This window comes from uncultured Senegalimassilia sp. (assembly GCF_934630535.1).
In the GTDB taxonomy this organism is placed as follows: domain Bacteria; phylum Actinomycetota; class Coriobacteriia; order Coriobacteriales; family Eggerthellaceae; genus Senegalimassilia.
Genome location: NZ_CAKTVU010000001.1, coordinates 1 through 23,774 on the forward strand (window position 1 = coordinate 1; position 23,774 = coordinate 23,774).

The following is a 23,774-nucleotide window of genomic DNA, read 5'->3' on the forward strand; positions in this document are numbered from 1 at the left end:
GTCGACGCGGGCGCTACCCTGGCCTGCCAGGCTCCGCTGCTGTGGCTGGGCGCTGTGATCGTGGGCGCGATCGTGCCTCTCGTGTGCTGCGTGATGGCCCGCAAGAAGGGCGACGCCGCCAGCTGGAAGCTCTTCGGCGGCGTGGCCGTGGTCGCGGCCCTTATCGGCGCGGTCTGCCTGCGCGTCGCCTTCTACAACGTGGGCCTGTCCGTGTTCATGTTCTACTAGGCGGCCTCAAGGGGATTGGCCGGGCCCAGCAGCCCGGCCGCCCCTGGCGGGGAAGGCCGACGGCTCCGCGAGGCTCCGGCCCGCCGGCCTTCCCGCCCCGCCATCGGCGATCCGTCCTCGATGGCGGGGCAGAGGCCGAGCGATCCCGGCAGGGCACCAGGCCCCGACAACCGAATACCCTCGAGCGGCCCCTTCCGCTTGGAGACACCCTTTCCCCAAACCCCCTTGCAAACAGGGACGTCTCCAAGCGGAAGGGGCCGTTTTGCGTTTGGGCGAGACGCTTAGAGAAGACGCTTAGGGGACGTAGCTCTATCTGTCCGGAACAAGCTGGCCATTGCTTTGCGGCAGAAAGCCGGACAGATAGAGCTACGTCCCCTAAGCGTCCTTGTGCATGGTTGAGCGGTACGGTGGCGTCCTGCTACGTTATGCAACGCAAAACGCAAAGGCGAGCCGCCTAAAGGAAGGAGCTCATCGTGAAGGAAGTGCTGTTCGTCGAGTACCCGAAGTGCTCAACGTGCAAGAAGGCGAAGGCATGGTTGGATGCGCATGGCGTGGCGTATTCGGATCGCGACATCGTGGCGGATAACCCCACGGCGACTGAGCTGGCCGAATGGCATGCGAAAAGCGGGCTGTCGCTGCGCCGGTTCTTCAACACCAGCGGGCAGCTGTATCGTCAGCATAATGTGAAAGCCCAGCTAGATGCAGGCATGTCGGACGCGGAAGCTTATGACCTGCTGGCTGCTGACGGCATGCTGGTAAAGCGTCCCATCGTCGTTGGCTCCGATTTCGTCTTAACCGGTTTCAAAGAAGCCGATTGGGAAGCTGCGCTGCTATAAGCATTTCGCACAGGCGTTCTGCGCTTCCGTTAGACAGATAGGAAAAGGGAAACCGCCGAAAGTCGATTGGCGGCTGGGCTAGTGGGGCGCTTAGGGGACGTAGCCTTATCTGTCCGGAACATGCTGGCCATTGCTTTGCGGCAGAAAACCGGACGGATAGAGCTACGCCCCTAAGCGTCTGGACCTAAGCGTTTGGGTAGATAAGGCTACGTCCTCAACTGGCAAGGCCCCGGATCGCTTTAGCGGTCCGGGGCCTTAGTGACTTCGGCGCGAAGCCGGGGTGGCTGCAGCGGGAGGCTGCGGCCCGCTGAAATCCCTTATGCCAGCTGCTCGGTGAAGTCGCTGGGCTCGATGACGCACATGCGCTTGCCGTCTTGCAGGCGGATGCGGCCGATATGCAGCTTCATGACGCCGGCGGTTTCCAGGCTGGTAGTGGTGAAGCGGGAAACCACCAGCTGCTCGCTTGCCTTTCCTGCCATGGCGTACACGCGGCGAGCGTCCTTCGCGTGCTCCTTCTCCTGCTTGTCCAGGGGCATCTCGGAGCTGTCGAAGTATTCACGGCAGGGGATGAACCCGTTCACGAAACCGCTGATGATCAGCACCTTCGGCGAAAGCCCCGCGACCTGGTCGTAGGGGACCACCTGGACGGCGCTTGCGGCGTCGATGCGGGGCGCCAGCAGGCGGCTGCGGAAGCGCTCGGCCATGGCGGCGGCGGAGTTGTCGTGGCCGCCCAGGCACAGCGTGCTCACGATGCCCGGTGCCGTTGCGCCTTCCTGGCCCGTAACCAGCTCGGCGAGCTTGTTCAGCAGCGCCGTGCCCTCAAGGCCGGCGGCGGACTTGATGAGCGCAAGGCCCGCTTCGTGCGCATCGGCCACGCGCTTGGCGCCCACCACGCGGTCGGTCTCGCCTGCGTTGGCGGCGAGCGCGCCGTCCTGCACGTTACGCAGGGCCTCCACCAGGCCCTTGTCGTGCTCGTCGGCGTATGCGCGCAGGTTCGCCATGGCGGAGCTGTTGGCCAACCAGTCGCCGTACCCGCACCAGCAACGCCATGCAAGCGCGTTTTCGGGGTCGGCCACCAGGTCCAGCGCCGTCAGCACGCGGGCGGGCACGCAGCGCTCGTTGTCGCGGATGTCGCCGCGCACCGGCTGGCGATCGTTCAGCGCCTGGGCGGGAACCTTCGCCGCCAGCAGGGCTTTCACCATGTTGCGGCCCCATACGCCGTTGGGCGTGGCCACCACCACATCGGCGGGGTTCATGCCGCCCGCCATGGCTTCAGCAGCGAAACGCGCAACGGCGCCGAATTCGTCTTCGGGCAGCGGGCTTTCCAGCACAACCGTCTGACCTGCGGCGACGTCTTCCGCTGCATGGAACGCGATCGACTGCATGGCGGGGTCTGCCAGCAGTTTGGAGGCCGCTGCGGCCCCGGCTGCGCAGGTATGGCACGCGGAAAGCTCGATATCCTGCGCCCCTTCGTGCGCATCCATGAACTCGTCCAAGCCCGCGGCATAGGGGTAGCTGTCGTAGACCTGCACGCAAGCGGCGCGGTCGCCGGCGACGGTGAGCGTCTTTGCCGCCACCAGGCCGGCAAGCAGCTGCGATGCCTTGCTGATGCGCTGATAGTCGTCCACCAGCACATGGGCGAACGAATGCGCTGCAACCGCGCCGGCATGGGTCCGCAGGTAATTTGCCGCAAGATTGCCCGCCTCGGGCTCGGCGATGCTGCGCGTGAAGGCTAGGTTGTCCTTCAGCAGCGTATGCACGTTGGACTCCTCGCCGGGCAAAAGCCAGTTCGGATCGTCATCGGCAAGCTCGGTCCAGCTGCGGTAGAAGAACTTCAGCATCTCGCGCAGGCGTTTGGGGCGCAGACCGCTCACCTTCATGTCCTCGAGCAGGAACAGCTCCTCGTAGGCGGTCAGCAGGCGCGGCTCGCGGCCCGACCAGCGCACCGCCTCGGCGTCGGAGAGCACCTCGAGCGCCAGGGCGCGCGGCGTGGTCACCGTGACCCCATCGGCGTTTGCGCCGGCTTCCTCGGCAGCGGCGTTCAGGCGCAGCGTGAACGCCTCGCATGCTTGCGGCGTGGCGCACAGCACTAGCACGTTCTCCGCCTTTTCGCCGCCTGAAAGCAGCGAGCATACGCGCTTGATCAGCGCGTGCGTTTTCCCGCAGCCGATGCCGCCGATGATGCGCGTTGCCTTGATGTGCGAAACGTCTTGATTCATGTTCGACCTCCCAGCCGTTAACCCTTACCTATTTATATATGCGTTCGCGATCTTGCCCGCCAGGCGGGTCGGAACGCGTTTCCGTCGGTCGCCGCCGACGGGTCGTTGTCTTCCTCGGCCCCTCCGTCGGCTTGTTGGGCGACGGAGGTTTGCGCCGAAGCGGGTGAGGAGGGTGCCCGCTTCGGCTTCTCAGGTTGAAAGAGGGGGCGGCGGCATCTTCTAAAGTGGGGAGGGAGGGGAGGGTGAAGAGGCGCCGCTCCCGGGCAGAAGGTGGTCTATCCCCAGAACCCTTGCTAGGCCACCCTCTGCTCGGGAGGCCGGGCGCGATGCGCGCCCGGCTGTTCCCGTGTTGCGTTCCTCGCGCCGCAACGTGCGCGTTTGCCGTATCCGCTTGCCGGCTACTTCTCGTTTTCCACCAGCGAGACGGGTTCGCCCTTCTTGGCGATCAGCGGCATGCTGATCGCGTGCGCCGGGCAGGCGTCCACGCACGAGCGGCACTTCGTGCATTCGCTCCATGCGGCCTCGGACAGCTCGGGGTGGCGCGGGTCGATGCCCTCCTCGCAGGCGCGTCCGCAGGCGCCGCACTTCTTGCCCTGGGCCGTTTCCAGGCACTTCGCGTTATCGATGGTGGGCTTGAACGTGCGGTTCAGCTTGGCGATCAGGCTCATGAACGCCGAAAGCGGGCACAGCTTATGGCACCACTTCTTGAACAGCAGCACCTCGGCGATCAGGATGGCGGGCACCACGATGAGCGACCACGTCACATCGCCCTGCGCGAACAGGTTCACCAGCAGCAGGATGGTGGCGAAGGTAAGGCCGATGGGGCACACCAGGCAAAATACCGGGAAGCCGAAGATGAAGGTGGACAGCAGCGCGCCGCCCAGCACGAAATGGCGGGCATCCACGGCCTCGCCGCGCTTCTTCGCGCAGCTTGCGCAGCCGGCCAGGCCCTTCGAGTCCTTCTCGCAGCCGGTTGCCAGCGCGGCCTTCTCGTCCTCGGTCAGCGGTGCGATATCGGCAGCGGCCTCGGCCGCCTTACCGTCCGCCTGTTTCGCGGCCTTTGCCTTCGCGGCCTTCGCCTGCTTCTCAGGCTTGGTGAAGATGCCGCGAAGCTTCTGCACCAGGGGAACGAGGCACATCCAGCCGCAGAACGCGCGGGCGAACACGATGATGAGCGCCACCATGATGACCAGCGACACCACGGCGCGCGGCACCATCATCTTGCTTGCGAGCATGGTGCCCAGGGCGCCCAGCGGGCAGAGGATGGAGATATCCCAGATGCCCGGCGCGGAAATGGTGCCGATGCCCAGGTTCGTCAGAAAGCCAACGAAAACGATGGCGACGATGGCGAGCGCGGTTATGGTGCGCAGCGTCTTGGAATTGCGTTTCATGACCGCACCTACCTTTCTACCTGGTCAAGCGGCTTGATGGTGATGGCGCGCGAAGTGGCGCCCTCGGAGATGGAGCCGTTTTGCAGCGACACGCATACGCTTTCGCAGGCTCCGCAGCCGTTGCACTTGTTATCGAGCACCACGGGTCGGTTCTCGTCGTCGAGCGCGATGGCCTCGTACGGGCACGCGTCGTAGCAGAATCGGCAGCCGATCAGCTTGTACGCCAGGCACCAGTCGGTGTTGATGACGGCGCGGCCGATGATGGTGTTCTCCTTCGTGGCGCCCGCCGGCAGCTCCAGCGCGCGCGTGGGGCAGGCCGAGACGCACAGCGGCGTGCCGCCGTTCTCCTCGGTGCACCAATCGCAGTAGTCGTCGCTGAAGTCGAACGTGGGCGTGCGCATGTTCAGGATGCCGTCCTCGATGTGCGCCGGGCGGATGACGTCGCGCGGGCAGATCTCGTAGCATTTCTCGCAGCGGATGCAGGCGCTGATCAGGCGGTCCTCATCCTGACCTCCCGGAGGTCGGATGATGGCCTGCGGGTTCGCCAGCTTCAGCCCGCCCAGGCCGAGCATCACCGCGGCGCCGCCGATGCCCAGGCACAGCGTGCGACGCGTCATTCCCCCGGTTTTCGCTTGTTTCTCCGCGGCGGCCTGCGCTGTTGCGGGATCCGCCGCTCTCCTCGTCTGTTCCGCGCGGCCTTCGGGCAGGTCCGTGCGGTTATCCGTGTTGTCCATCTCTCCTTCTTTCGCTCGCGCCCGATGCTGGCCTCCCCGTATCCGACGCCCTCCGCGCCGGGAAGCCTGGCGGTGCAAACCGCCGACGCGCCGGCTTCGAAGCGCGTCGGCGGGCGATGCCCGTTACTCGTCTTCGGTCAAAACGTCGTCCAGGAACGCCTTGTCGGTGTTCAGGAACCCATCGGTGAGATAGGCCAGGCCCTGATACAGGTCGGTTTTCGCGAAACGCTTCATGTCGGCCGTCATCATGGGAACCCACGACAGCAGATGGTCCTCCAGGAAGTTTTTCTGCGTGGTCAGCAGCGCGGCGGCCTCCTCCTCGTCGCCCTTGCGCAGCGCCTCGGCGGTGCGGTTGGCAAGCACCTGCTCGAATTCCAGCTCCAGGGCCACGTGGTCCTCGCCTTCCTTCCAGCTGTTCTTCTTGTCAAGGCCGGCGGAACGGTAGATGGCGAGCACCTCGTCGCGGGCGTCCTGCATGAGCAGGCGCTTCTCGGAGGTGTACACGCTTTCGAACGGGTAGGCGGCGCTGTAGGCGTCCACGCCGTGGCCGATGAACACGCGGGTGTAGTCCACGGCCAGGTCGGTCAGACTGTTCTCCCAGGTGTTGGACAGGTACTTCGCCAGGCGCAGGTAGCCCTCGTCCACGTCGGCGTTGCCCGTGGAGGCGGGGAAGCGCATGCCGTGCAGCTCGTCAAGCAGCTCCTGGTCGATTTCCACGCGGAACAGTCGGCTGAGCAGGCCGTACGTTGCGGCACGCTGCTCGATGAGCTTGATCAGATCGTCCATGGAAGCCTGCTCTGCGGCGGTGTTGGCGTTCTCGGTCATGGTTAGTCCTCCTTAGAATCGGCCGCGGACCCGTCCACGACGTCTGCCAGCATTTCCAGGCCTTGCTTTCCCGTTTCGGTGGTGAACCAGGCCTTGCGCCATTCCAGCGCATCGCATTGCTCCAGCTTGTCCACGAAGTGCGGGGCGTACAGGCGGGGCTTTTGCACCAGCGGGTCGTTGTCGACCTTGCCGTTGATGGCCGGCGTGGCGGCGCCGCCTTCGGCCGCGCACAGTGTGAGGATGCGCTTGTAGATGACCGCGTACGCCGCGTCCTCCTCAAGCAGGGCGCGCAGGCGCTCGATCGGTTTGTCGGAATCAAGTTTTGCCTGGCCAGGCTCGGTGATGCGCCAGAACACCTCGACGGGTTCGGCGGCCTCCAGATACTCCACGCCGTCCACGACCACGGTCTTGGGCTCGTTTTCCGTGTCGTCGGCGGGCTGGCCGTCGACGGTGATGCGCTCGATGGCGCCGGCGCGCTCGAGCAGGTTGCACAGGTTGGCGGCGGTGTAAACGCTGAAGTTGTCCTGCTGCAGCTCGTCGACGTGGGCGTTCACGGCCTCGGCGGTTTGCGGCTCTTGCACGAAGGAAAGGATGCCCAGCAGCACCTTGCGGCGCGGGGCCATGGATTTGAACAGGTCGTCGATGCGCTCGGCAGGCGTACGGTCGTCGCTTTCGGCTTCGGACTGCTGCGCAGGTGCATCGGTTGCCGAGCTGATAGCGGTGTAATCGCCGCCCTCGTCCTCGTCGTCGTCCGCGCCGGTATCCTCCAGCGGGTCGAACTCGTCAAGCTCGGAATCAAAGGATAGATCGAAAGTGGAATCAGACATGCTCCGCCCCTCCCAGACATTGCCAACAACAAAACTAGCGCCTGCCTTCTGGCACGACGCTACAGTGCCGGCCCGTAAGACCGACTCCGGGAACTTCACCCCTGAAGCTCCGACTTTTGCAAACAATGTCTGCCGCACGCATATGGTGCGCCGGCGGACTCCCCGCGTTGATGATAGGCGCGCCGCGTCGACGATGTCAAGGTCCGACTTTTCGCGGCAGATTATCCGACTTTGCGGATAATCGTGTCCGCGTTTGACAATGCGCGGAGGGTTGCGCCATACTGCGCGGCGGGGTTTGGGGAAGAATGCAAGTGGACGACGGACCCGGCCGCGTGGGGACGTGCGCCGGCCCGCTTTGGTTTGGAGAAAGGAAGCTGAAGCCATGACCGCTTTTATTCGACCCTCTTTGATTCTTCGCATGGACCTGGACGAACGTTTATTCAACGACGAGTGCGTCTCCGACATCAAACGCTCGTACTCCTATGTGGCGCCGTCGCTTGTGCAGGCGCACAAGCCGGCAGACGGGCAGCGCCCGGAGAACGTGATGCGCTTCATGATCAAGCTGCATCGCGCCTACTGGGACAGCTCCGATGAGGCGGCGCAGCAGCTGTGGGAGGGCGTCATGCCCAAGTGGCTGCACAACATGTTCTCGAAGGTGTCCAACACCATCACGGCCGCCAACAACGTCCGTGCCGAAAACGGCCAGCCGGCGTTCCCGTACCACTGGCTTGAGCTGGAGTTCGGCGACGACGCGCTCATCGCGATGAAGACGGGCTCCGATTCGTCGTTGCCTGCCGATGCGGTGGACATGGTCGAGCGCGTGCGCGAACTCATGAACGCCGGTGCGCTGGGGCAGGATATCGCCTGCGTGCGCATCCCGTCGCGCGCCAGCTACGAGGCGCAGCTCGCGGTCGCCGAGCAGGCGCAAGCCGAGGCGGCCGCTGCCGAGCAAGGTGAAACCGCAGGTCAAACGGCTGAGCAGCCGCAGATTGCCGAGCTCGCCGACGCCGCCGAGCCCGTTGCCGCCGAGCCCGCCGCCGGCGCGGCCGACCAGTCCGCCGAGTCCGCCTTCGCCATGCCCGAGCTGCCCGCGTTCGACGTGGATTACGGCACCTGGGGCATCGAGTACGCCGACGGCACCGTGCGCGAGTTCGATGCTTCCGCCGGTGCGTTCGCGTAGGCGAACGGCTATACTAACCATTTGCAAGGGGGTAGACGAGAAAGGGGCAGCAATGCCAAGTGCCAAGAATTTCCTCGGTCTGCTCGAAAAACTTCAGAGCGCCGATATCACGGTTCATCAGAACCGTTGCGCCGTCGTGCGCAATCGCAACGCCTCGTGCATGAAATGCGCGGAGGTGTGCACATCGGGCTGCATCTCCTACAACGACAACGAGCTGATCATCTCGCCGGAGAAGTGCATCGGCTGCGGCACGTGCGCCACCGTGTGCCCCACGTGCGCGCTTGAGGCCCATCGCCCCAATGACGCCGAGCTGCTGCATCGCTGCATCCAGGCCATGCGCGCCGCCGACGGCGAGGTCGTCATCGCGTGCGAGCAGATCGTGAACGCCGCCGAGGGGCTGCTTGACCTGGAGAAAGTCGTGTCCGTCACGTGCCTTGGGCGCGTGGAGGAAAGCCTGCTGGTCACGTTGGCCGTGGCCGGCGCCAAGCACGTCAGCCTGGTCGAGGGCAAGTGCGCCGCCTGCGAGCACGCCACCGGGTTCCATATGGCCGAGCAGGTGCGCGACACCGCCAACACGCTGCTGGAAACCTGGAACAGCAGCGTGCGCGTCGACCTGGTCAAGAAGTTCCCGCACCAGGTTCGCCAGGAGGGCAAGTCCAGCTTCGACGCCGGCAAGCGCAGGTTCTTCGCCGAAGTGGGCTCCGAGGCGAAAGCCGCCGCCGGCACCACCGCCGATTACGCCGTGAAGGAAACGCTCGGCATCGAGGAGAAGCCCGAATCGCGTTTCCAGAAGGTGATGGAGGACGGCACGCTGCCGCATTTCGTCCCCGATCGTCGCGAGCTTCTGCTGAACAGCCTGTCCAGCCTAGGCGAGCCGCAGGACGTCATGATCGACACCCGCCTGTGGGGCCACGTCATCATCGACCCGGACAAGTGCAGCAGCTGCCAGATGTGCGCGACGTTCTGCCCGACCGGCGCCATCAGCAAGTTCACCGACGAGGACGGCACGTTCGGCGTGGAGCATTTCCCCGGCGATTGCGTGAAATGCCGCTGCTGCACGGACATCTGCCCGCAGCAGGCGCTCACGCTCTCCGACGAGGTGTTCGCCGTCGACCTGCTATCGGGCACGGTGGAACGCTACGAGATGAAGCCGCTCGCGCACCCCGTGGGCGACCCGCATCAGATCTGGCACACCATGAAGGACCTGCTCGGCTGCGATCAGGTCTACGAGCGCTAAATCCGCTTCCATAACTTCCGCATGCGGGGCCGTCCTTCGGGGCGGCCCCGTTCTTTAAGCCCGTTTTCAGGCTGGGCCGTATACTGTTGATCAAGAGAATGCACGCCTGCGCCCTGCGGCGCGGGTTCGGGAATCGACGGAAGGCACACCATGCAGATCCTCATCGTGGAAGACGACGTGCGGCTGGCCCGCGCGCTGGCGCACATCCTGGAGAAGAACGGCTACGGCACCGACGTGGTGCACAACGGCGCCGACGGGCTAGCTTATGCCGAAAGCGGCATCTACGACGTGGTCATCCTGGACGTCATGCTGCCGAAGATGGACGGTTTCACGGTGGTGGCCGAATTGCGCCGCAAGAACGTGAGCACGCCGGTGCTGCTGCTCACTGCGCGCGATGCCGTGCCCGACAAGATCGCCGGCTTGGACAGCGGCGCCGACGATTACATGACCAAGCCGTTCAGCCCCGCCGAGCTGCTGGCGCACCTGCGTGCCCTCACGCGCCGCCAGGGCGAGGTGATCTTCGAGAAGCTCGACGCGGGCGACCTTTCGCTGAACCTGGAAAGCTACGACCTGACGTGCGGGCAGAAGACCATCCACCTGTCGTTCAAGGAGTTTTCCCTGGCGAAGGTGCTTATGAGCAACCCGGGCCAGGTGGTGTCGAAGGAGCTGCTCATCGAACGCGTGTGGGGCGTGGAGTCAAGCGCCGAGGACAACAACGTGGAGGCCTACGTCAGCTTCCTGCGCAAGAAGATGCGCTTTTTGGGCTCGCAGGCATGTATCGAGACCATCCGCAAGGCGGGTTACCGTTTCGCCGCCGATGGCGCTGCGGCCTAGGGCGGCGCCATGCTGAAGAAGCTCCGCATCAAGTTCATAGTGCTGAACATGGCCACCGTCGCCGTCGTGCTGACGGTGGTCTTCACGACCATCTGCGTGGTGAACCATCGGCAAAGCGTCGCCGCGGTCGACGGCGCGCTCAACCAGGCCATCGCGCAGGCATCCGAGCATCAGGGCAGGCAGATGGGGAAGGACGCGTTCGGCGAAGGCCAGCCGGAATCCGGCGACGGCCCGGAGGCGCCGGCCCAGGCGGTCGAGCAAGCCGGCGCTGCCGTCGATCCGGCTGTGGGCCGGGAGGACGCCGCGGCCGATGTGCTCGCCGGCTCGGCCGATCAGGAGCTCGCCGTCGCCGACTCCTCCGACGTTGCGGCGCCGCCGACCATCGGCGGGCGCGAGCGCGATGGGGAGCAGGTCATCCCCGTGGCCCTGTTCTCCATGTCCGCGGACGGTGACATGTCCGCTCTCGGCCGCTTCAACACGGCTTCCATCAGCCAAGACGTGCTCGAGCAAGCCGGTCAGCAGCTCGCCGGAGCCGACGAGGGCTTCGGCAGCCTATCCGACCTGGGCCTGTTCTATGTAAAGCGCCAGGCGGGCGGCGTCACGTACCTGGCGTTCGCCGACATGGGCAGCGCGAGCGGCTGGCGCACTCTGGCGGCCACGCTTGCCGTGGTGGAGGTGGCGGCGTTGGCCGTGTTCTTCGTCATCAGCCTGTTCTTCAGCCGCTGGGCGCTGCGCCCCGTCGCCCGCGCCTGGACGCAGCAGCGGCGTTTCGTCGCCGATGCGTCGCACGACCTGAAAACCCCGCTTACCGTCATCCTGGCAAACACGTCCATCGCGCTCGAGCATCCTGAGCGCAGCGTGGCAAGCCAAAGCCAATGGCTCGAGAGCACGCAGCACGAGGCCGAGGCCATGCAGGGCCTGGTGGGCGACCTGCTTGCGTTGGCGAAGATGGACGAGGAGGAGGCCGCCGCGCAATCCGGCGATGCCCGCCCGGCCTTCGAGGAAGTCGACCTGTCCGACGTGCTCGAGGGCGAGGCCTTGCAGTTCGAATCGGTGGCGTTCGAGCGCGGCGTGAAGCTGGAATCGCAGGTGGAGCCCGGTATCAGGCTACGCGGCAACGAGCAGAGGCTGCGCCGTTTGGCGGGCACGCTCATCGACAACGCCTGCAAGTACGTCGACGACGGGGGAGCGGTGGACGTGTCGCTTTCGCGGTCGGGAAAGCAGGCGAAGCTTGCGGTGCGCAACACCGGCGCGCCCATATCGCCCGAGGACCTTCCCCACGTGTTCGACCGCTTCTACCGCGCCGACAAGGCGCGCACGGGCGGCGCCGGCGGGCACGGCCTGGGGCTCGCCATCGCGCGGGCCATCGCCGAGGAGCACGGCGGCACGCTGACGGTCGCCAGCACGCAGGCCGAAGGCACCGTGTTCACCGCAACGTTGCCGTTGAAGTAGGTAGCGGTCCCTCCCTGCGCCGCTCGCCGCGTTGCTTTCGTGGAAGCTCTGCCGAGGCGCTCATCGGTGGTATCATACGTGTTTACTTGCAAATCACGGAACAAGCGAGGCAGCCCATGCTTTTGTGCGCGCAGTACGTGCTTCCCATCACGTCGGAACCCATCCACAACGGTGCGGTGCTCGTTCGCGACGGCGCCATCCGCGACGTCGGCGACGCCGCCATGCTCAAGTTGCGCTATCCCGATGAGAAGGTCTCCGATTTCGGCCAGGCGGCCATCCTGCCCGGCTTCGTCGACCTGCACACCCACCTGGAGAACGCGGTCATGCGCGGCATCGTCCACGATGTCCCCTATGCAACCTGGATCATGACCATGCGCGAACTGTCCGCGAAGATGGACGTGGCGGATTGGTACGATTCCGCTATCCTGGGCGGCCTCGAGTCGCTGTCCAGCGGCATCACCACCGTGGCAGACATCACCACCTCGGGCGCCAGCTGCACCGCCATGCAGAAGCTCGGCATGCGCGGCGTCGTCTACCGCGAGGTGGGCGCCATGGACCGTCGACGCGTCGACTTCGCCATGCATCAGGCCGAGAACGACCTGGCCCATTGGCAGGAGGAGGTCGACTCCGACCGCCTCACCATCGGCTTGGCGCCGTCGTCGCTGTTCACCTGCAATCCGGAGATCTTCCGCAAGGTCGCCCAGCTCGCCGCCAAAGAGAACCTCCCGGTGGCGTTGCGCCTGGCCGGCGACCGCGAGGAATGCGACTTCGTGCGTTACGGCTCCTCGCCCTTCTCCGTTCATTCCATGGACACCACGCGCTGTTTCGTGGAGGTCCCGCCGTGGCTGCCCACGGGCACCACGCCGGTCAACTACGTGCTGAACTGGGGCGCGTTCGAAAGCGACAACGTCATGATGGTGCACGGCGTCTACGTCGACGACCATGACGTGGCCAAGCTCAAGGAATACGACGTCTCCATCGCCAGCTGCCCGCGCATCAACGCGCAGCTGGGCATGGGCGTGGCCCCGCTCGCCGAGTTCCTGAACAACGGCCTGCGCGTTGGCCTGGGCACCGACAGCCCCGCCGCCACCGATTCCACCGACATGATCTCGGAGATGCACACCGGCATGCTCATCCAGCGCGCCGTGAACCCGCGCAGCTTCATGAAATCCTCCACCATGCTGGAGATGGCCACCATCGGCGGCGCCCGCGCGCTGCGCATGGACGACAAGGTGGGCAGCCTGGAAGTGGGCAAGCTGGCCGATGTCATCGCCGTCGACCTGTCCGGCTCGCACCAAACGCCGGCCACCGACCCGGTCTCGGCCGTGGTCAACGCCTGCACCGGCTCCGACGTGCTCATGACCATGGTGGGCGGCAACGTGCTGTACGAGAAGAGCAGCTGGCATGTGGGCGTGGAAGTGGCCCGCAGCATCGCCCGCGTCATCGAGATTCGCAGCAAGCTGAGGTAGCGCGCCATGGGAACGAACCAAAAGCTCACGGCCAAGCAGAAGGCCGAACGCATCAAGGCGGCGCAAGAGCGGGAAGCGCGCGAGAAGGCGCGCCGCGAGGCGGCGGCCCGCACGAAGAAGATCTTCACCGTGGTGGTGTGCGTCATCCTGGTGCTGGCGCTCGGCATCCCGACCATCGCGCTCTCCGTGCTGTCCCTGTAGCAACCTTCGGTAATCGATAACGCCCCGGTCCCCGAACGCGGCTTCCCTAGGAAGAACTTTTCTGTAAAGGAAGTGCGCGCGAAGGGGGCCGGGGCGTTTGTGCTACCATGAATGGCTGTTGCGCGCAAGCGCGAAAAGAGTAAAGGGAACGCACGCAAAGGGGAATGCTTTGTTTGGTATCGGTGGATTTGAGCTATTTCTCATTCTGCTGTTCGGTTTCCTGCTGTTCGGCCCCGACAAGCTGCCCGCAATGGCGAAAACGCTTGGCAAGGCCATCGGCAAGTTCCGAAACGCGCAGGAGGAGATGAACAAGGTTATCAAGAACGAGGTGTACGACCCCGATTCCGACGAGCCGTTCAAGAACCCGCTCGATGTTATGGAAAAGGCCGCTGACGCAGGTAAGAAGGCCGCCAACGGCGCAAGCAAGGCAGTGAGCAGCGCAAGCAAGGCCGTCTCCTCGCATAGCTCCTCCGCCGCGGCATCCAAGCCGCGCCCGGCGGGCCAGCAGGAAAGCTTCAGCGAGCGCAAGGCCCGCTATGATCGCGAGCGCGCCGCCAAGCAGGCCGCCGAAGCCGAAAGGGCCGAGGCCGCCAAGCAGGCCGCCCTGGCCGCCGCCGACGCCAAGTCGACCGAGGCCGCGGCGCCCGAAACCGCCGCGCAAGCGGCTCCCGCGGCGCCCGCCGCACCGGCGGCGTCCGCTGCAGAATCTTTCGCCACCGAAACGAAGGGGGAGTAACCGATGCCTATCGGACCGGCGCGAATGCCCCTATTCGATCATCTGGGCGAGCTGCGCATGCGCTTGGTGCGCATCGTCGTGTGCCTGCTCATCGGCGTGTGCGTGTTCTACTTCGCCACGCCCACCATGGGCCAGTTCCTGATGATCCCCATCTCCGAGTACCTGCCGAAGGGCCCCGACGGCCTGCCGTCGTTCATGGCCATCGACCCGTTCGAGGCGTTCTCCACCCGCTTCAAGATCTCCATCTGGGCGGCCATCGTCGCTTGCTCGCCGGTTATCCTGTGGCAGCTGCTGGCGTTCTTCCTGCCGGCGCTCAAGCCCAACGAGCGCAAGTGGTTCATCCCCACGTTCGCCGCTGCCGTGGTGCTGTTCATCCTGGGCACCGTGTTCTGCTACTGCATCATCCTGAACCCGGCGTTCCAGTGGCTCACCGACCAGGCCATGGGCCTGGGCACCGTCACGCCGCGCATGGCCAGTTACGTGGACATCATCATCAAGTTCGAGCTGGGCTTCGGCGTGGCCTTCGAGCTGCCGCTGGTCATCTTCTACCTGGTGGTGTTCAATGTGGTGCCGTACAAGAAGCTGCGCAACAGCTGGCGCGGCATCTACGTGGGCCTGCTGGTGTTCTGCGCCATCGTCACGCCCGATGCATCGCCGGTCACCATGGCGCTCATGTTCGCCGCGCTGATCGTGCTGTACGAGGTGTCGCTGCTGCTGGCGCGCATCGCCTTGGGCAGGCGCATCAAGAAGCAGAACGAGGAGCTTGCGAAGGAGGAGGGCCAGGAAGCCCCTGCTCCCAAGACCAAGAAGCTCAAGGCCGTGAAGCGCAAGTAGCTTCGCCGTCAAACATATATGGTTAACCTGAAGGCCCGCTGCATGCGGGCCTTCTTGGGATAGTATGGGTGCGTACCAATGACGTGCGGCGCGGGCGCTGCACGATTTCGCGGATCGAAGGAGCTGCATGCACGAGCTAGGTATCATGACCGGAGTCATGGAAGCGGTGGAGAATTCCGCCGTGCAGGCGGGCGCCACGAAGGTGCTCAAGGTCACGCTGTCCATCGGCGAGATGACCGAGGCCATCGAGGACTCGCTGCGCTTCGCGTTCGAGGTGCTCACGGAAGGAACCATCAGCGAAGGCGCGGAGCTTGAGATCAACATGGTGACGCCCCGAAGCTTTTGCCTGGACTGCGGAGCCGAGTACGAGCACGATCGCTTCCACATGGTGTGCCCCGAGTGCGGCGGCTACAACACGAAGCTTTTGGCTGGTCGCGAGATGCAGATCGATTCCATCGAGGTGGACCTGCCCGACGACTAGCGGGCGCCGGCGCAATGCCGCGTGGCGGATGTCTGCTGCAGGGACGGGCGGTTCCCGCGCGTACGTGCCCGATGGCGCAGCTGGAAGACCGAGCGTTCGCCACGCTTTCCCGATTTGGTTTATCACCGAAACCGCTGCTTGATCAATAGGAGGAATCAGCATGCAAATCGATATGAAGCAACCTATCCTTGACAAGAACGATCAGCTGGCGGCGCAGCTGCGCAAGCGCTTCGCCGACAACCACGTGTTCGTGCTCGACCTGCTTGCCAGCCCCGGCTCGGGCAAGACATCCACCATCCTGGCCACCATCGAGGCGCTGCGCGACGAGTTCAACATCGCCGTCATCGAGGGCGACATCGCCAGCAACGTGGATGCCGAGAAGATCAAGGCGCAGGGTATCGCGGCCGTGCAGATCAACACGGGCGGCGCGTGCCACCTGGAGTCCAACATGATCAGCCGCGCCATCGATGTGCTCGACCTGGAGCGCCTGGACCTGATCATCGTGGAGAACGTGGGCAACCTGGTGTGCCCGACCGACTTCGATCTGGGCGAGAACGCCAAGGTCATGATTTTGTCCGTGCCCGAGGGCGACGACAAGCCGCTTAAGTATCCCGGTGTCTTCCAGGCGGCGAAGGTGGTCATCCTGAACAAGGTGGACACCATGCCCGTGTTCAACTTCGATCGCGAGGCGTTCGATTCCAGCGTGCGCCAGCTTAACCCGCAGGCTCCTATCTTCCCCATCGCCGCAACCACGGGCGAGGGCGTTGAGGAATGGGCCACCTGGCTGGCCGAGCAGATCCGCGCCATCCAGTAGCACGGCGAACATATCCTATCCAAGCAGGCGGCATGTCGCAGGACATGCCGCCTGCTTGCGTTTTCGGGGGTTCCCAACGTAGGCTCGCCGTTTCATTAGAGGGGTGACAAGACCAAGTGCCGGCGTACGCGGACGGCGGCAAGGGCAAGCTCTACGCCGTCCGCCCGCCTTCCCGCGTTCGCTGGTCGCGCTATTCGACCGGTTGCCAAGCTGTTGCGTGCTGGCAATCACCTGGAAACACTGCTTGGGCATACTCGTATCCGAAGGAATCCCGCTTGTGCTGAAAGGACAGCTTTATGCGAGCGAACGATATGTACAAGGCGTGCGCGGACGCGCTGCGCGCCTATGCGGAGGGCGCCGGCTTCACCGATATGGTGGTGGGACTTTCCGGCGGCATAGATTCGAGCGTCATCGCCGTCATGTGCGCCGACGTGTTCGGCCCCGATCACGTGCACGGCATCATGCTTCCCGGCCCTTATTCCACGGAGCATTCCCTGGACGATGCGCGCGAGCTGGCGGATAACCTGGGCATCGAGACGCACATCGTGTCCATCTGCGAGCCGTTCGAGGCGTTCGAGGCGGTGCTGCGCCGCTCGGGCTGCGGCAAGCTTTCGGGCACGGCATCGGAGAACACGCAAGCGCGCTGCCGCACCGTGGTGCTCATGGCGCTTTCCAACGCCAACGGCTGGATGCTCGTGAACACGGGCAACCGCAGCGAGTCCATGATGGGCTACTCCACGCTCTACGGCGACACGGCCGGCGCGTTCGCGCCCATCGGCGGCTTGTACAAGACCGATGTGTACGCCATCGCGCGCTGGCGCAACGAGCGCGCCGAGCGCGACGGCCAGGTGCCGCCCATCCCCGAGCACGTGCTGGTCAAGCCGCCGAGCGCCGAGCTGGCGCCCGGCCAGGAGGACGAGAAGTCCATGGGCATCGATTACCCCACGCTCGACCGCATGCTCATCGCGCATTTCGAGCACGGCGTCAGCGAGGACGGCCTGGTGGAGGCCGGCTTCAACCGCGCCGACGTCGAGCGCGTGTTGGCGAAGGTGCGCTCGCAGGCCTTCAAACGCGCCCTCGAGCCGCCGTATCCCGACACCAAGTTCTACGAATAGGGAAGCGGCTGCCGACGCCCCGCCGGGCGGTGGGGAAACGGAGCGGCGTGGAAAGGCGGCGCGGCGGATCCGCTCCCGCTGGCAAACCGCGGGCGCGTCGGCTCCGCTCGCCCGCTCGGGGTGCCTCCGGTTGCCGGGCGCCCCGCATATCGAGAAGATGTGACGCGTGCCGAACGGCCGGCCGCGCGCGTGGCGCGTGCGTTACCATGGCTGCGATATCGAAATGGGGGACGGTGCCCACGGCCGATTGTACGGCGGCGGGCGCCGTCCCTTCGCCATCTAGTGAAAGAGCATGCCACACATGAAACGCCGCGAGTTCTTCAAGCTGGTCGGTGCCTCCGCCGCCTTCGCCGCCGTGCCCCTGCTGTCGTCGTGCAGCTCCGCCGCGGTCCCCTCCTCCGAGGGGACCGGCGTGCTCGGCCAGCCTCAGGTGTCGTTCTCCACGTCGGTGGACGTGCTCATCCTGGGCAGCGGCATGGCGGGCCTTTCGGCGGCCATGGACCCCTCCGAGGCGGGGCTGACGGTCATGGTGGCCGAGAAACTTGACGTGCTGGGCGGCGAAAGCTACGAGTCGAACGCCGTCATGGAGGTGTGCGGCAGCCAGCTGCAGAAGGACGCGGGCATCACCGAGACCTGCGACGACGTGTGGCCCGAGCGCAAGGAGCAGCTGAAGGCCGCCGGCGTTACCGACCTTGATTTCGCGAAACGCCTGTTCTACGCGGCACCCGAGTGGGTCGACCGCATGAAAAGCTCGTATGGCGCGCAATTCGCCAACCCTGCCAGCTATTCCGCCAACGAGGCGAACCGCCGCCGCGTGCTCCCGAAAAACGGCATCGGCGACACGGAGAGCATCATGATGCCGCTGCGCGACAAGCTGGCGGCGAAGGGCGTGCAGTTCTCCACCGGCTACCGCGCCACCGGGTTCATCCTGGACGAGGCGGGCAAGGTGTGCGGCGTGCGCTTCTCCACCAGCAAGAAGGACCAATCCGGTGTGGTCGACGTGCATGCGCGCGCCGTGGTGGTTGCCACGGGCGGGTTCGCCAGCAACCAGTCGCTCGTGCGCGAGTACCTGTCGGCGTGGGAGCGCATCGGCTGCTACACCGCCGCGTCCATGGGGGAGGGCCACAAGCTGTGCCAGGCGCTCGGCGCGCAGCTCAGCGACATGAGCGTGACCCCTTCCGTGACCAGCGATCTTCCGCCGGCAGCGGCATGGAGCATGTTCGCGCCCACTATCGTGGTGGACGCGCAGGGCAACCGCTTCGCCAACGAGGATTACATGCGCAGCCTGTGCGCCACGTGCTTCACCCAGGAACGTGGCTATTTCTGGACCATCTTCGATAGCGGCATCTCGGAGAGCGGGCAGGCGCGCAGCGCGGCGCAGGTGACGTCGAAGAACGCATCGCGCCTGGTGGGCCCGTGCGATACGGTGGAGCAGCTGGCGTCGGGCATGGGCGTGTCCGAGGACGTGCTCGGCAAGACCATCGACCGCTTCTCCAGCATGGTGGAGGCGGGCAAGGACTCCGATTTCGGGCGCAAGCAGTTCCTGGAGAACCTCAAACCGCCGTATTACGCGCTCAAGCAGCTCCCCGTGCGCTTCCGCACGCGCGGCGGCGCGGTGGTTGACGGCAGCGGGCGTTTGCTGGACGCCACAGGCAAGGCCATCGCGGGCGTGTACTGCTGCGGGGCGGCCGCGCAGGGCGGCGGCGAGAGCCTGACCACCAACGGCGCCTTCGGCGTGCTCACCGGCAAAGCCGTGACCGAGGACCTGGGCGCCGCGTAACCCTACCGTCCGCATCCGCGTGATTACCCCGGGCGGCGTATGGCGCGTGGGGCGCGCTCGGGATACCATGGACGGCATGGAAAACCTTCTTATGACATATCGCGACATGACGACGCGTGACTGGGCGATCGACGCCGCGGTGACGCTGGCGGCGTTCGCCGTCGGCTGCCTGCAGCTCATGCTCACGGCATCGTCCATCATCATCCCCGACCTGGCGCTGCGCCAATATCTCGGCATGGTCAACGTGGTGCCCGACCTGCAGGTGTTCGTGGGCCTGGGCATGACGGTGGTGCCGCTCGTGTTTCGCCGCCGTTTCCCGCTTCCCGTGTTCGCCGCGTGTCTGGTCATCTTCCTGGGGCTGCAGGTCAGGTTCTCGGGCTTCTCCATGACGGTGGTCGGGCCGCTGGTGGCGCTCTACACCGTGGCGGCCGAATGCGGCACCGTGCCCGGTGTGGCGTGCGGCGCGGCGGCGGTGCTGTCGTTGCTGTTCGCCGGGGCCCCCATGCAGGCTGCTAGCCTGGTGTTTTTCACCCGCTTCCAGAACATCGCGCTCATGGTGGCGGCGGTGCTCGCCGGTTACGCCTACCGCACACACGTCGCGTACGTGCACGAGGTGGAGCAGCGCGCCGTCGAGGCCGAGCGCACGCGCGAGGAGGAGGCCGCCCGCCGCGTGGAGGAGGAGCGCGTGCGCATCGCCCGCGAAGTGCACGACATCACGGCGCACTCGCTTTCTGCGGTGAGCATCCAGCTGGCCGCGGCCGAGCGGCTGGTGGAGCGCGACCCTCAAATGGCGAAGGAGGCGGTGTCCACCGCCCGTGCCACGGCGAAGGGCGCGCTCGACGACATCCGCTCGATGATCGGCGTGCTGCGCCATGGCGACGACGCGGCCGAGACCATGCCCGCCGCCGGAACGAACCAGGTGGGCGAGCTGGAGTCGTACCTGCGCGGGGCCGGCCTGGACGTGACGCTTGACATGGCGGCGTACGACCGCGCGCTCGTGCCCGCGCACATCGATATGGCGCTGTTCACCGTGGCGCGCGAGGCGTGCACGAACGCGGTGCGGCACGCGGGCGCGCGGACCGTGTCGCTGCGGTTCGCCGTGGAGGGCGAAGCGGCAACGCTGTCGGTGGTCGACGACGGCGTCGGCTGCGGTGTGGCGGCGCAGCCGGCCGATATGGCCGCGCAGCAGCTGCCGCGGGCAGCCGACGGCGCGGGCCACGGCGTCGCGGGCATGGCCGAGCGCGTCCACGTGCTCGGCGGCTCGTTCTCGGCAGGCGGTGACGAAAACGGCGGGTTTTGCGTGCGCGCAAGCATCCCGCTTCGCGGAACGGAGGCATAGCGAATGGAACAGATGCTCAACGGCGAAGGTGCGGCCGACGCCCCGCGCCCCGTGCGCGTGCTGGTGGCCGACGACCAGGACCTGGTGCGAAGCGGCTTCCGCATGATCTTGTCGTCCTACGACGGCATCGAGGTGGTGGGCGAGGCGCGCGATGGCGAGCAGGCGGTCGACCTTGCCGAGCGCCTGCGCCCCGACGTGGTGCTCATGGATATCCGCATGCCGCGCGTCAACGGCATCGACGCCACGCGCGCCATCCGCTCCAACGCCGCCCTCGCGGACGTGCAGGTGCTCGTCCTCACCACGTTCGACCTGGACGAATACGTCTACGACGCGCTGTCGGCAGGTGCCGGCGGCTTCCTCCTCAAAGACGCCGAGCCCGACGAGATCGCGTCGGCGGTGCGCGTAGTTGCGGCGGGCGAGGCGCTCATCGAGCCGTCCATCACGCGCCGGCTCATCGAGACGTTCGTGGCGGCGCGCCCGGGCACGCCTGCAGGCGCCGCGGCGCGCGGCATCGACCAGCTGACCGACCGTGAGCGCGAGATCCTCACGCTGGTGGCGCGCGGCCTGAACAACGACCAAATCGGCGAGCGCCTGTTCATCAGCCCCGCAACGGTCAAAACGCACCTCGCGCGCATCATGGCTAAGCTCGACGCGCACGATCGCGCGCAGCTGGTGGTGCGCGCCTACGAAAGCGGTTTGGTGAAGCCCGGCGTGGCATAAAAAGCTGGCGAAAGGGGGAGCGCCGGCGGCTATCGGCCGCCGGCGCTCCCCTCTGCCTTATGCAGCTGCACAAGAAGTTTGCGAAGCGCACCATAAATCACCGTAATCCACTTGCAATCGGACGGTCGGCTGCTATAGTAGGCAATGTGTTTAGCACTCGTTACCAAAGAGTGCTAGCACTCAGAAAGACAGAGTGGTTAAATAACGGGTATGCGAAACCAATCTCGCGTAATCGATGCGAAAGGAAGGCAGCGTTATGAATCTGAAACCCCTGGGCGACCGCGTTATCGTGAAGGCCGACGAAGCTGAGGAGACCACGGCTTCCGGTCTGTTCATCGCATCCGAGGCCAAGGAAAAGCCTCAGAGCGGCGTCGTTCTGGCAGTCGGCGCTGGCAAGCCCGATAAGGACGGCAACCTGGTTCCCGTTCCCGTGAAGGTCGGCGACAAGGTCGTCTACGGCAAGTTCGGCGGCCAGGAGATCAAGGTCGACGGCGAGGATCTGCTCATCCTGCGCGCCGACGATCTGTACGGCGTCTTCGAATAAGTTTCGATCGTTTCACCTCGTCAGTAAGCATGGGCCTGCGCCCGGCATCTTGGAACCGCGCGCAGGCCGCATTCGAAAGGAAGCTTTAGAATGGCTAAGGATATCAAGTTCGAGGCTGATGCCCGCAGCGCTCTTGCCGCAGGCGTCAACAAGCTGGCAAACGCCGTCAAGGTCACGCTCGGCCCCAAGGGCCGCTACGTCGCCCTTGAGAAGTCCTTCGGCGCTCCGCTGATCACCAACGACGGCGTCACCGTCGCCAAGGAAGTCGAGCTGGAGGATCCGGTCGAGAACATGGGCGCCCAGCTCATCCGCGAGGCCGCTGTGAAGACCAACGACGTCGCCGGCGACGGTACCACCACCGCCACCCTGCTGGCCGACGTGATCGTCTCCGAGGGCCTGCGCAACGTCACCGCCGGCGCCGACGCCCTGGGCATCCGCCGCGGCATCCAGAAGGCAACCGACGCCGTGGTCGAGGCCATCAAGGCCGACGCCACCCCGGTTTCCACCACCGAGCAGATCACCAACGTCGGCACCATCTCCGCCGGCGACGCCGTGATCGGCGCCAAGATCGCCGAGGCCATGGACGCCGTGGGCAAGGACGGCGCCATCTCCGTCGAGGATTCCCAGACCTTCGGCCTGGACATGGACATCGTCGAGGGCATGCAGTACGAGCGCGGCTACATCAGCCCCTACATGGCCACCGACATGGAGAAGATGGAAGCCAGCCTCTCCGACCCCTACATCCTGCTGACCGATCAGAAGATCTCCAACATCCAGGATATGGTCCCGCTGCTGGAGCAGATCATGAAGACCGGCCGTCCGCTGTTTATCGTCGCCGAGGACGTTGAGGGCGAGGCTCTGGCCACCATCCTGCTGAACAAGCTGCGCGGCACCTTCACCGCCGTGGCCATCAAGGCCCCCGGCTTCGGCGACCGCCGCAAGCGCATCCTCGAGGACATCGCCGCCGTCACCGGCGCGCAGGTCATCGACAAGGACTTCGGCATGACCCTGGCCGACGCCAAGATCGAGATGCTCGGCACCGCCAAGACCGTCAAGGTCACCAAGGACCGCGCCCTGATCGTGGACGGCGCCGGCGACAAGGCCGCCATCCAGGACCGCATCACCCACATCAAGAAGGAGCTGGAGCGCGTCGACTCCGACTTCGACCGTGACAAGCTGCAGGAGCGTCTGGCCAAGCTGTCCGGCGGCGTGGCCGTGCTGAAGGTGGGCGCTGCCACCGAGGCCGAGCTCAAGGAGAAGAAGTCCCGTATCGAGGACGCCCTGCAGGCTACCCGCGCTGCTGTCGAGGAGGGCATCGTCGCAGGCGGCGGCGTGGCTCTGATCAACGCCATCCCGGCTCTGGACACGCTCGAGATCACCGACGCTGACGAGAAGGTCGGCGTGGAGATCATCCGCAAGGCCATGGAGGCCCCCATGCGCGCCATCGCTCAGAACGCTGGCTTCGAGGGCTCCGTCATGGTCGACAAGGTCCGTCACATGGAGAAGGGCGAGGGCGTGAACTTCGCCGACGGCACCACCGGCAAGATGATCGAGATGGGCGTCAACGATCCCGTCAAGGTCACCCGCACGGCTCTGCAGTCCGCTGCTTCCGTGGCTGCCCTGATCCTCATCACCGAGTGCACCATCAACGAGATCCCGAAGGATCCCGATCCGGCGGCCGCTGCTGCTGCCGCAGGTGCAGCCGGTATGGGCGGCATGATGTAAGCAACAGGTTCATAAACCTTGCAGCAACAAGGGCCCGCTTCGGCGGGCCCTTTCCGCGTCTTGCGGGAAAGATGCGGTGGCCGATGTAGCTTCCATATGCGCATCGTGGGGGCTTTCGGCGCGGCTATGGCGAGCATTCTGGACGAAGCCGCCGCTGCGCACGTCGAGCCGTGAAAGTTAGCCGTCGTTCACGGTTTCTTCACGTTCTACTTGACGGGTTCTGTAAACTGGGAACCTGACATATGGAGCGCAT

General features: G+C 65.5%; 22 protein-coding genes and 1 pseudogene. 18 read left to right on the forward strand and 5 right to left on the reverse strand.

All coding sequences use genetic code 11. The features are described from left to right. A pseudogene (locus Q0D52_RS00005) lies at positions 1–228 on the forward strand (hypothetical protein); the annotation flags it as partial. A 473-nt stretch (positions 229–701) separates the two neighbouring features. Beyond that, positions 702–1,064, forward strand: coding sequence for an arsenate reductase family protein (locus tag Q0D52_RS00010; RefSeq protein WP_294379251.1), 363 nt, complete (start codon positions 702–704; stop codon positions 1,062–1,064). A 317-nt stretch (positions 1,065–1,381) separates the two neighbouring features. Here Q0D52_RS00010 and Q0D52_RS00015 read toward each other — a convergent pair whose 3' ends face one another. The 5 genes from Q0D52_RS00015 to Q0D52_RS00035 form a co-directional block, all read right to left on the reverse strand. Then, complete coding sequence (locus Q0D52_RS00015) at positions 1,382–3,283, reverse strand: UvrD-helicase domain-containing protein (protein WP_294379252.1); 1,902 nt, start codon at positions 3,281–3,283, stop codon at positions 1,382–1,384. A 398-nt stretch (positions 3,284–3,681) separates the two neighbouring features. Continuing rightward, positions 3,682–4,674, reverse strand: a complete 993-nt coding sequence (locus tag Q0D52_RS00020) for a 4Fe-4S binding protein (protein WP_294379254.1) — start codon at positions 4,672–4,674, stop codon at positions 3,682–3,684. Positions 4,675–4,682: 8 nt separating this feature from the next. Beyond that, positions 4,683–5,408: a 4Fe-4S dicluster domain-containing protein gene (locus tag Q0D52_RS00025; RefSeq protein WP_294379256.1), complete on the reverse strand. Its 726-nt coding sequence runs from the start codon at positions 5,406–5,408 to the stop codon at positions 4,683–4,685. 123 nt (positions 5,409–5,531) lie between these two features. Continuing rightward, positions 5,532–6,233: a molecular chaperone gene (locus Q0D52_RS00030; RefSeq protein ID WP_294379258.1), complete on the reverse strand. Its 702-nt coding sequence runs from the start codon at positions 6,231–6,233 to the stop codon at positions 5,532–5,534. 2 nt (positions 6,234–6,235) lie between these two features. Beyond that, positions 6,236–7,060, reverse strand: a complete 825-nt coding sequence (locus Q0D52_RS00035) for a hypothetical protein (RefSeq protein ID WP_294379259.1) — start codon at positions 7,058–7,060, stop codon at positions 6,236–6,238. Positions 7,061–7,442: 382 nt separating this feature from the next. On the opposite strand from Q0D52_RS00035, the gene Q0D52_RS00040 reads away from it, so the two are divergent. The 16 genes from Q0D52_RS00040 (at position 7,443) to groL (ending at position 23,521) form a co-directional block, all read left to right on the forward strand. Beyond that, on the forward strand, positions 7,443–8,240 hold the full coding sequence (locus Q0D52_RS00040) for a hypothetical protein (RefSeq protein ID WP_294379261.1): 798 nt from the start codon (positions 7,443–7,445) through the stop codon (positions 8,238–8,240). Positions 8,241–8,292: 52 nt separating this feature from the next. Then, complete coding sequence (locus tag Q0D52_RS00045; RefSeq protein ID WP_294379263.1) at positions 8,293–9,477, forward strand: 4Fe-4S binding protein; 1,185 nt, start codon at positions 8,293–8,295, stop codon at positions 9,475–9,477. 150 nt (positions 9,478–9,627) lie between these two features. Continuing rightward, a complete protein-coding gene (locus Q0D52_RS00050) occupies positions 9,628–10,311 on the forward strand; it encodes a response regulator transcription factor (protein ID WP_294379265.1) in 684 nt (227 codons plus the stop codon). Positions 10,312–10,320: 9 nt separating this feature from the next. Continuing rightward, positions 10,321–11,763 (forward strand): HAMP domain-containing sensor histidine kinase, encoded by a 1,443-nt coding sequence (locus tag Q0D52_RS00055; RefSeq protein WP_294379268.1) that lies wholly within the window; start codon positions 10,321–10,323, stop codon positions 11,761–11,763. Positions 11,764–11,879: 116 nt separating this feature from the next. Continuing rightward, positions 11,880–13,232 (forward strand): amidohydrolase family protein, encoded by a 1,353-nt coding sequence (locus Q0D52_RS00060; protein WP_294379270.1) that lies wholly within the window; start codon positions 11,880–11,882, stop codon positions 13,230–13,232. Between the two features lie 6 nt (positions 13,233–13,238). Continuing rightward, positions 13,239–13,433, forward strand: coding sequence for a CASC3 protein CASC3 (locus Q0D52_RS00065; RefSeq protein ID WP_118350733.1), 195 nt, complete (start codon positions 13,239–13,241; stop codon positions 13,431–13,433). Between the two features lie 169 nt (positions 13,434–13,602). Further along, complete coding sequence (locus tag Q0D52_RS00070; RefSeq protein WP_294379272.1) at positions 13,603–14,169, forward strand: twin-arginine translocase TatA/TatE family subunit; 567 nt, start codon at positions 13,603–13,605, stop codon at positions 14,167–14,169. A 3-nt stretch (positions 14,170–14,172) separates the two neighbouring features. Further along, positions 14,173–15,003 carry a twin-arginine translocase subunit TatC gene (gene tatC, locus Q0D52_RS00075; RefSeq protein ID WP_294361248.1) on the forward strand — a complete coding sequence of 277 codons (831 nt, stop codon included), beginning with the start codon at positions 14,173–14,175 and terminating at the stop codon, positions 15,001–15,003. Between the two features lie 127 nt (positions 15,004–15,130). Then, positions 15,131–15,484 carry a hydrogenase maturation nickel metallochaperone HypA gene (gene hypA / locus Q0D52_RS00080; protein WP_294379274.1) on the forward strand — a complete coding sequence of 118 codons (354 nt, stop codon included), beginning with the start codon at positions 15,131–15,133 and terminating at the stop codon, positions 15,482–15,484. 172 nt (positions 15,485–15,656) lie between these two features. Continuing rightward, on the forward strand, positions 15,657–16,298 hold the full coding sequence (gene hypB / locus Q0D52_RS00085) for a hydrogenase nickel incorporation protein HypB (RefSeq protein ID WP_294379275.1): 642 nt from the start codon (positions 15,657–15,659) through the stop codon (positions 16,296–16,298). A 296-nt stretch (positions 16,299–16,594) separates the two neighbouring features. Then, positions 16,595–17,413: an NAD(+) synthase gene (nadE, locus tag Q0D52_RS00090; protein ID WP_294379278.1), complete on the forward strand. Its 819-nt coding sequence runs from the start codon at positions 16,595–16,597 to the stop codon at positions 17,411–17,413. A gap of 301 nt (positions 17,414–17,714) precedes the next feature. Further along, the gene (locus tag Q0D52_RS00095; protein WP_294379280.1) at positions 17,715–19,193 is read left to right on the forward strand and encodes an FAD-dependent oxidoreductase; all 1,479 of its coding nucleotides are present in this window, start codon (positions 17,715–17,717) and stop codon (positions 19,191–19,193) included. A gap of 91 nt (positions 19,194–19,284) precedes the next feature. Further along, positions 19,285–20,532: a histidine kinase gene (locus tag Q0D52_RS00100; RefSeq protein WP_294379282.1), complete on the forward strand. Its 1,248-nt coding sequence runs from the start codon at positions 19,285–19,287 to the stop codon at positions 20,530–20,532. A gap of 3 nt (positions 20,533–20,535) precedes the next feature. Continuing rightward, positions 20,536–21,252, forward strand: coding sequence for a response regulator transcription factor (locus Q0D52_RS00105; RefSeq protein ID WP_294379285.1), 717 nt, complete (start codon positions 20,536–20,538; stop codon positions 21,250–21,252). 256 nt (positions 21,253–21,508) lie between these two features. Next, entirely contained in the window at positions 21,509–21,796 is a 288-nt protein-coding gene (locus Q0D52_RS00110) for a co-chaperone GroES (RefSeq protein WP_042432634.1), read from the forward strand. A 90-nt stretch (positions 21,797–21,886) separates the two neighbouring features. After that, positions 21,887–23,521 carry a chaperonin GroEL gene (groL, locus tag Q0D52_RS00115; protein WP_294379287.1) on the forward strand — a complete coding sequence of 545 codons (1,635 nt, stop codon included), beginning with the start codon at positions 21,887–21,889 and terminating at the stop codon, positions 23,519–23,521. The last annotated feature ends 253 nt before the right edge of the window (positions 23,522–23,774 follow it).

Excerpts from the sequence above, each read along its gene's own strand:
- Q0D52_RS00030 (WP_294379258.1), bottom strand. The coding sequence starts at position 6,233 with ATGACCGAGAACGCCAACACCGCCGCAGAGCAGGCTTCCATGGACGAT.
- Q0D52_RS00060 (WP_294379270.1), top strand. The coding sequence starts at position 11,880 with ATGCTTTTGTGCGCGCAGTACGTGCTTCCCATCACGTCGGAACCCATC.
- tatC (WP_294361248.1), top strand. The coding sequence starts at position 14,173 with ATGCCTATCGGACCGGCGCGAATGCCCCTATTCGATCATCTGGGCGAG.
- Q0D52_RS00015 (WP_294379252.1), bottom strand. The coding sequence starts at position 3,283 with ATGAATCAAGACGTTTCGCACATCAAGGCAACGCGCATCATCGGCGGC.
- Q0D52_RS00045 (WP_294379263.1), top strand. The coding sequence starts at position 8,293 with ATGCCAAGTGCCAAGAATTTCCTCGGTCTGCTCGAAAAACTTCAGAGC.
- Q0D52_RS00050 (WP_294379265.1), top strand. The coding sequence starts at position 9,628 with ATGCAGATCCTCATCGTGGAAGACGACGTGCGGCTGGCCCGCGCGCTG.
- Q0D52_RS00095 (WP_294379280.1), top strand. The coding sequence starts at position 17,715 with ATGAAACGCCGCGAGTTCTTCAAGCTGGTCGGTGCCTCCGCCGCCTTC.
- Q0D52_RS00105 (WP_294379285.1), top strand. The coding sequence starts at position 20,536 with ATGGAACAGATGCTCAACGGCGAAGGTGCGGCCGACGCCCCGCGCCCC.
- Q0D52_RS00065 (WP_118350733.1), top strand. The coding sequence starts at position 13,239 with ATGGGAACGAACCAAAAGCTCACGGCCAAGCAGAAGGCCGAACGCATC.
- groL (WP_294379287.1), top strand. The coding sequence starts at position 21,887 with ATGGCTAAGGATATCAAGTTCGAGGCTGATGCCCGCAGCGCTCTTGCC.
- hypB (WP_294379275.1), top strand. The coding sequence starts at position 15,657 with ATGAAGCAACCTATCCTTGACAAGAACGATCAGCTGGCGGCGCAGCTG.
- Q0D52_RS00035 (WP_294379259.1), bottom strand. The coding sequence starts at position 7,060 with ATGTCTGATTCCACTTTCGATCTATCCTTTGATTCCGAGCTTGACGAG.
- Q0D52_RS00040 (WP_294379261.1), top strand. The coding sequence starts at position 7,443 with ATGACCGCTTTTATTCGACCCTCTTTGATTCTTCGCATGGACCTGGAC.
- Q0D52_RS00020 (WP_294379254.1), bottom strand. The coding sequence starts at position 4,674 with ATGAAACGCAATTCCAAGACGCTGCGCACCATAACCGCGCTCGCCATC.
- Q0D52_RS00025 (WP_294379256.1), bottom strand. The coding sequence starts at position 5,408 with ATGGACAACACGGATAACCGCACGGACCTGCCCGAAGGCCGCGCGGAA.
- Q0D52_RS00110 (WP_042432634.1), top strand. The coding sequence starts at position 21,509 with ATGAATCTGAAACCCCTGGGCGACCGCGTTATCGTGAAGGCCGACGAA.
- Q0D52_RS00055 (WP_294379268.1), top strand. The coding sequence starts at position 10,321 with ATGCTGAAGAAGCTCCGCATCAAGTTCATAGTGCTGAACATGGCCACC.
- Q0D52_RS00100 (WP_294379282.1), top strand. The coding sequence starts at position 19,285 with ATGACATATCGCGACATGACGACGCGTGACTGGGCGATCGACGCCGCG.
- nadE (WP_294379278.1), top strand. The coding sequence starts at position 16,595 with ATGCGAGCGAACGATATGTACAAGGCGTGCGCGGACGCGCTGCGCGCC.
- hypA (WP_294379274.1), top strand. The coding sequence starts at position 15,131 with ATGCACGAGCTAGGTATCATGACCGGAGTCATGGAAGCGGTGGAGAAT.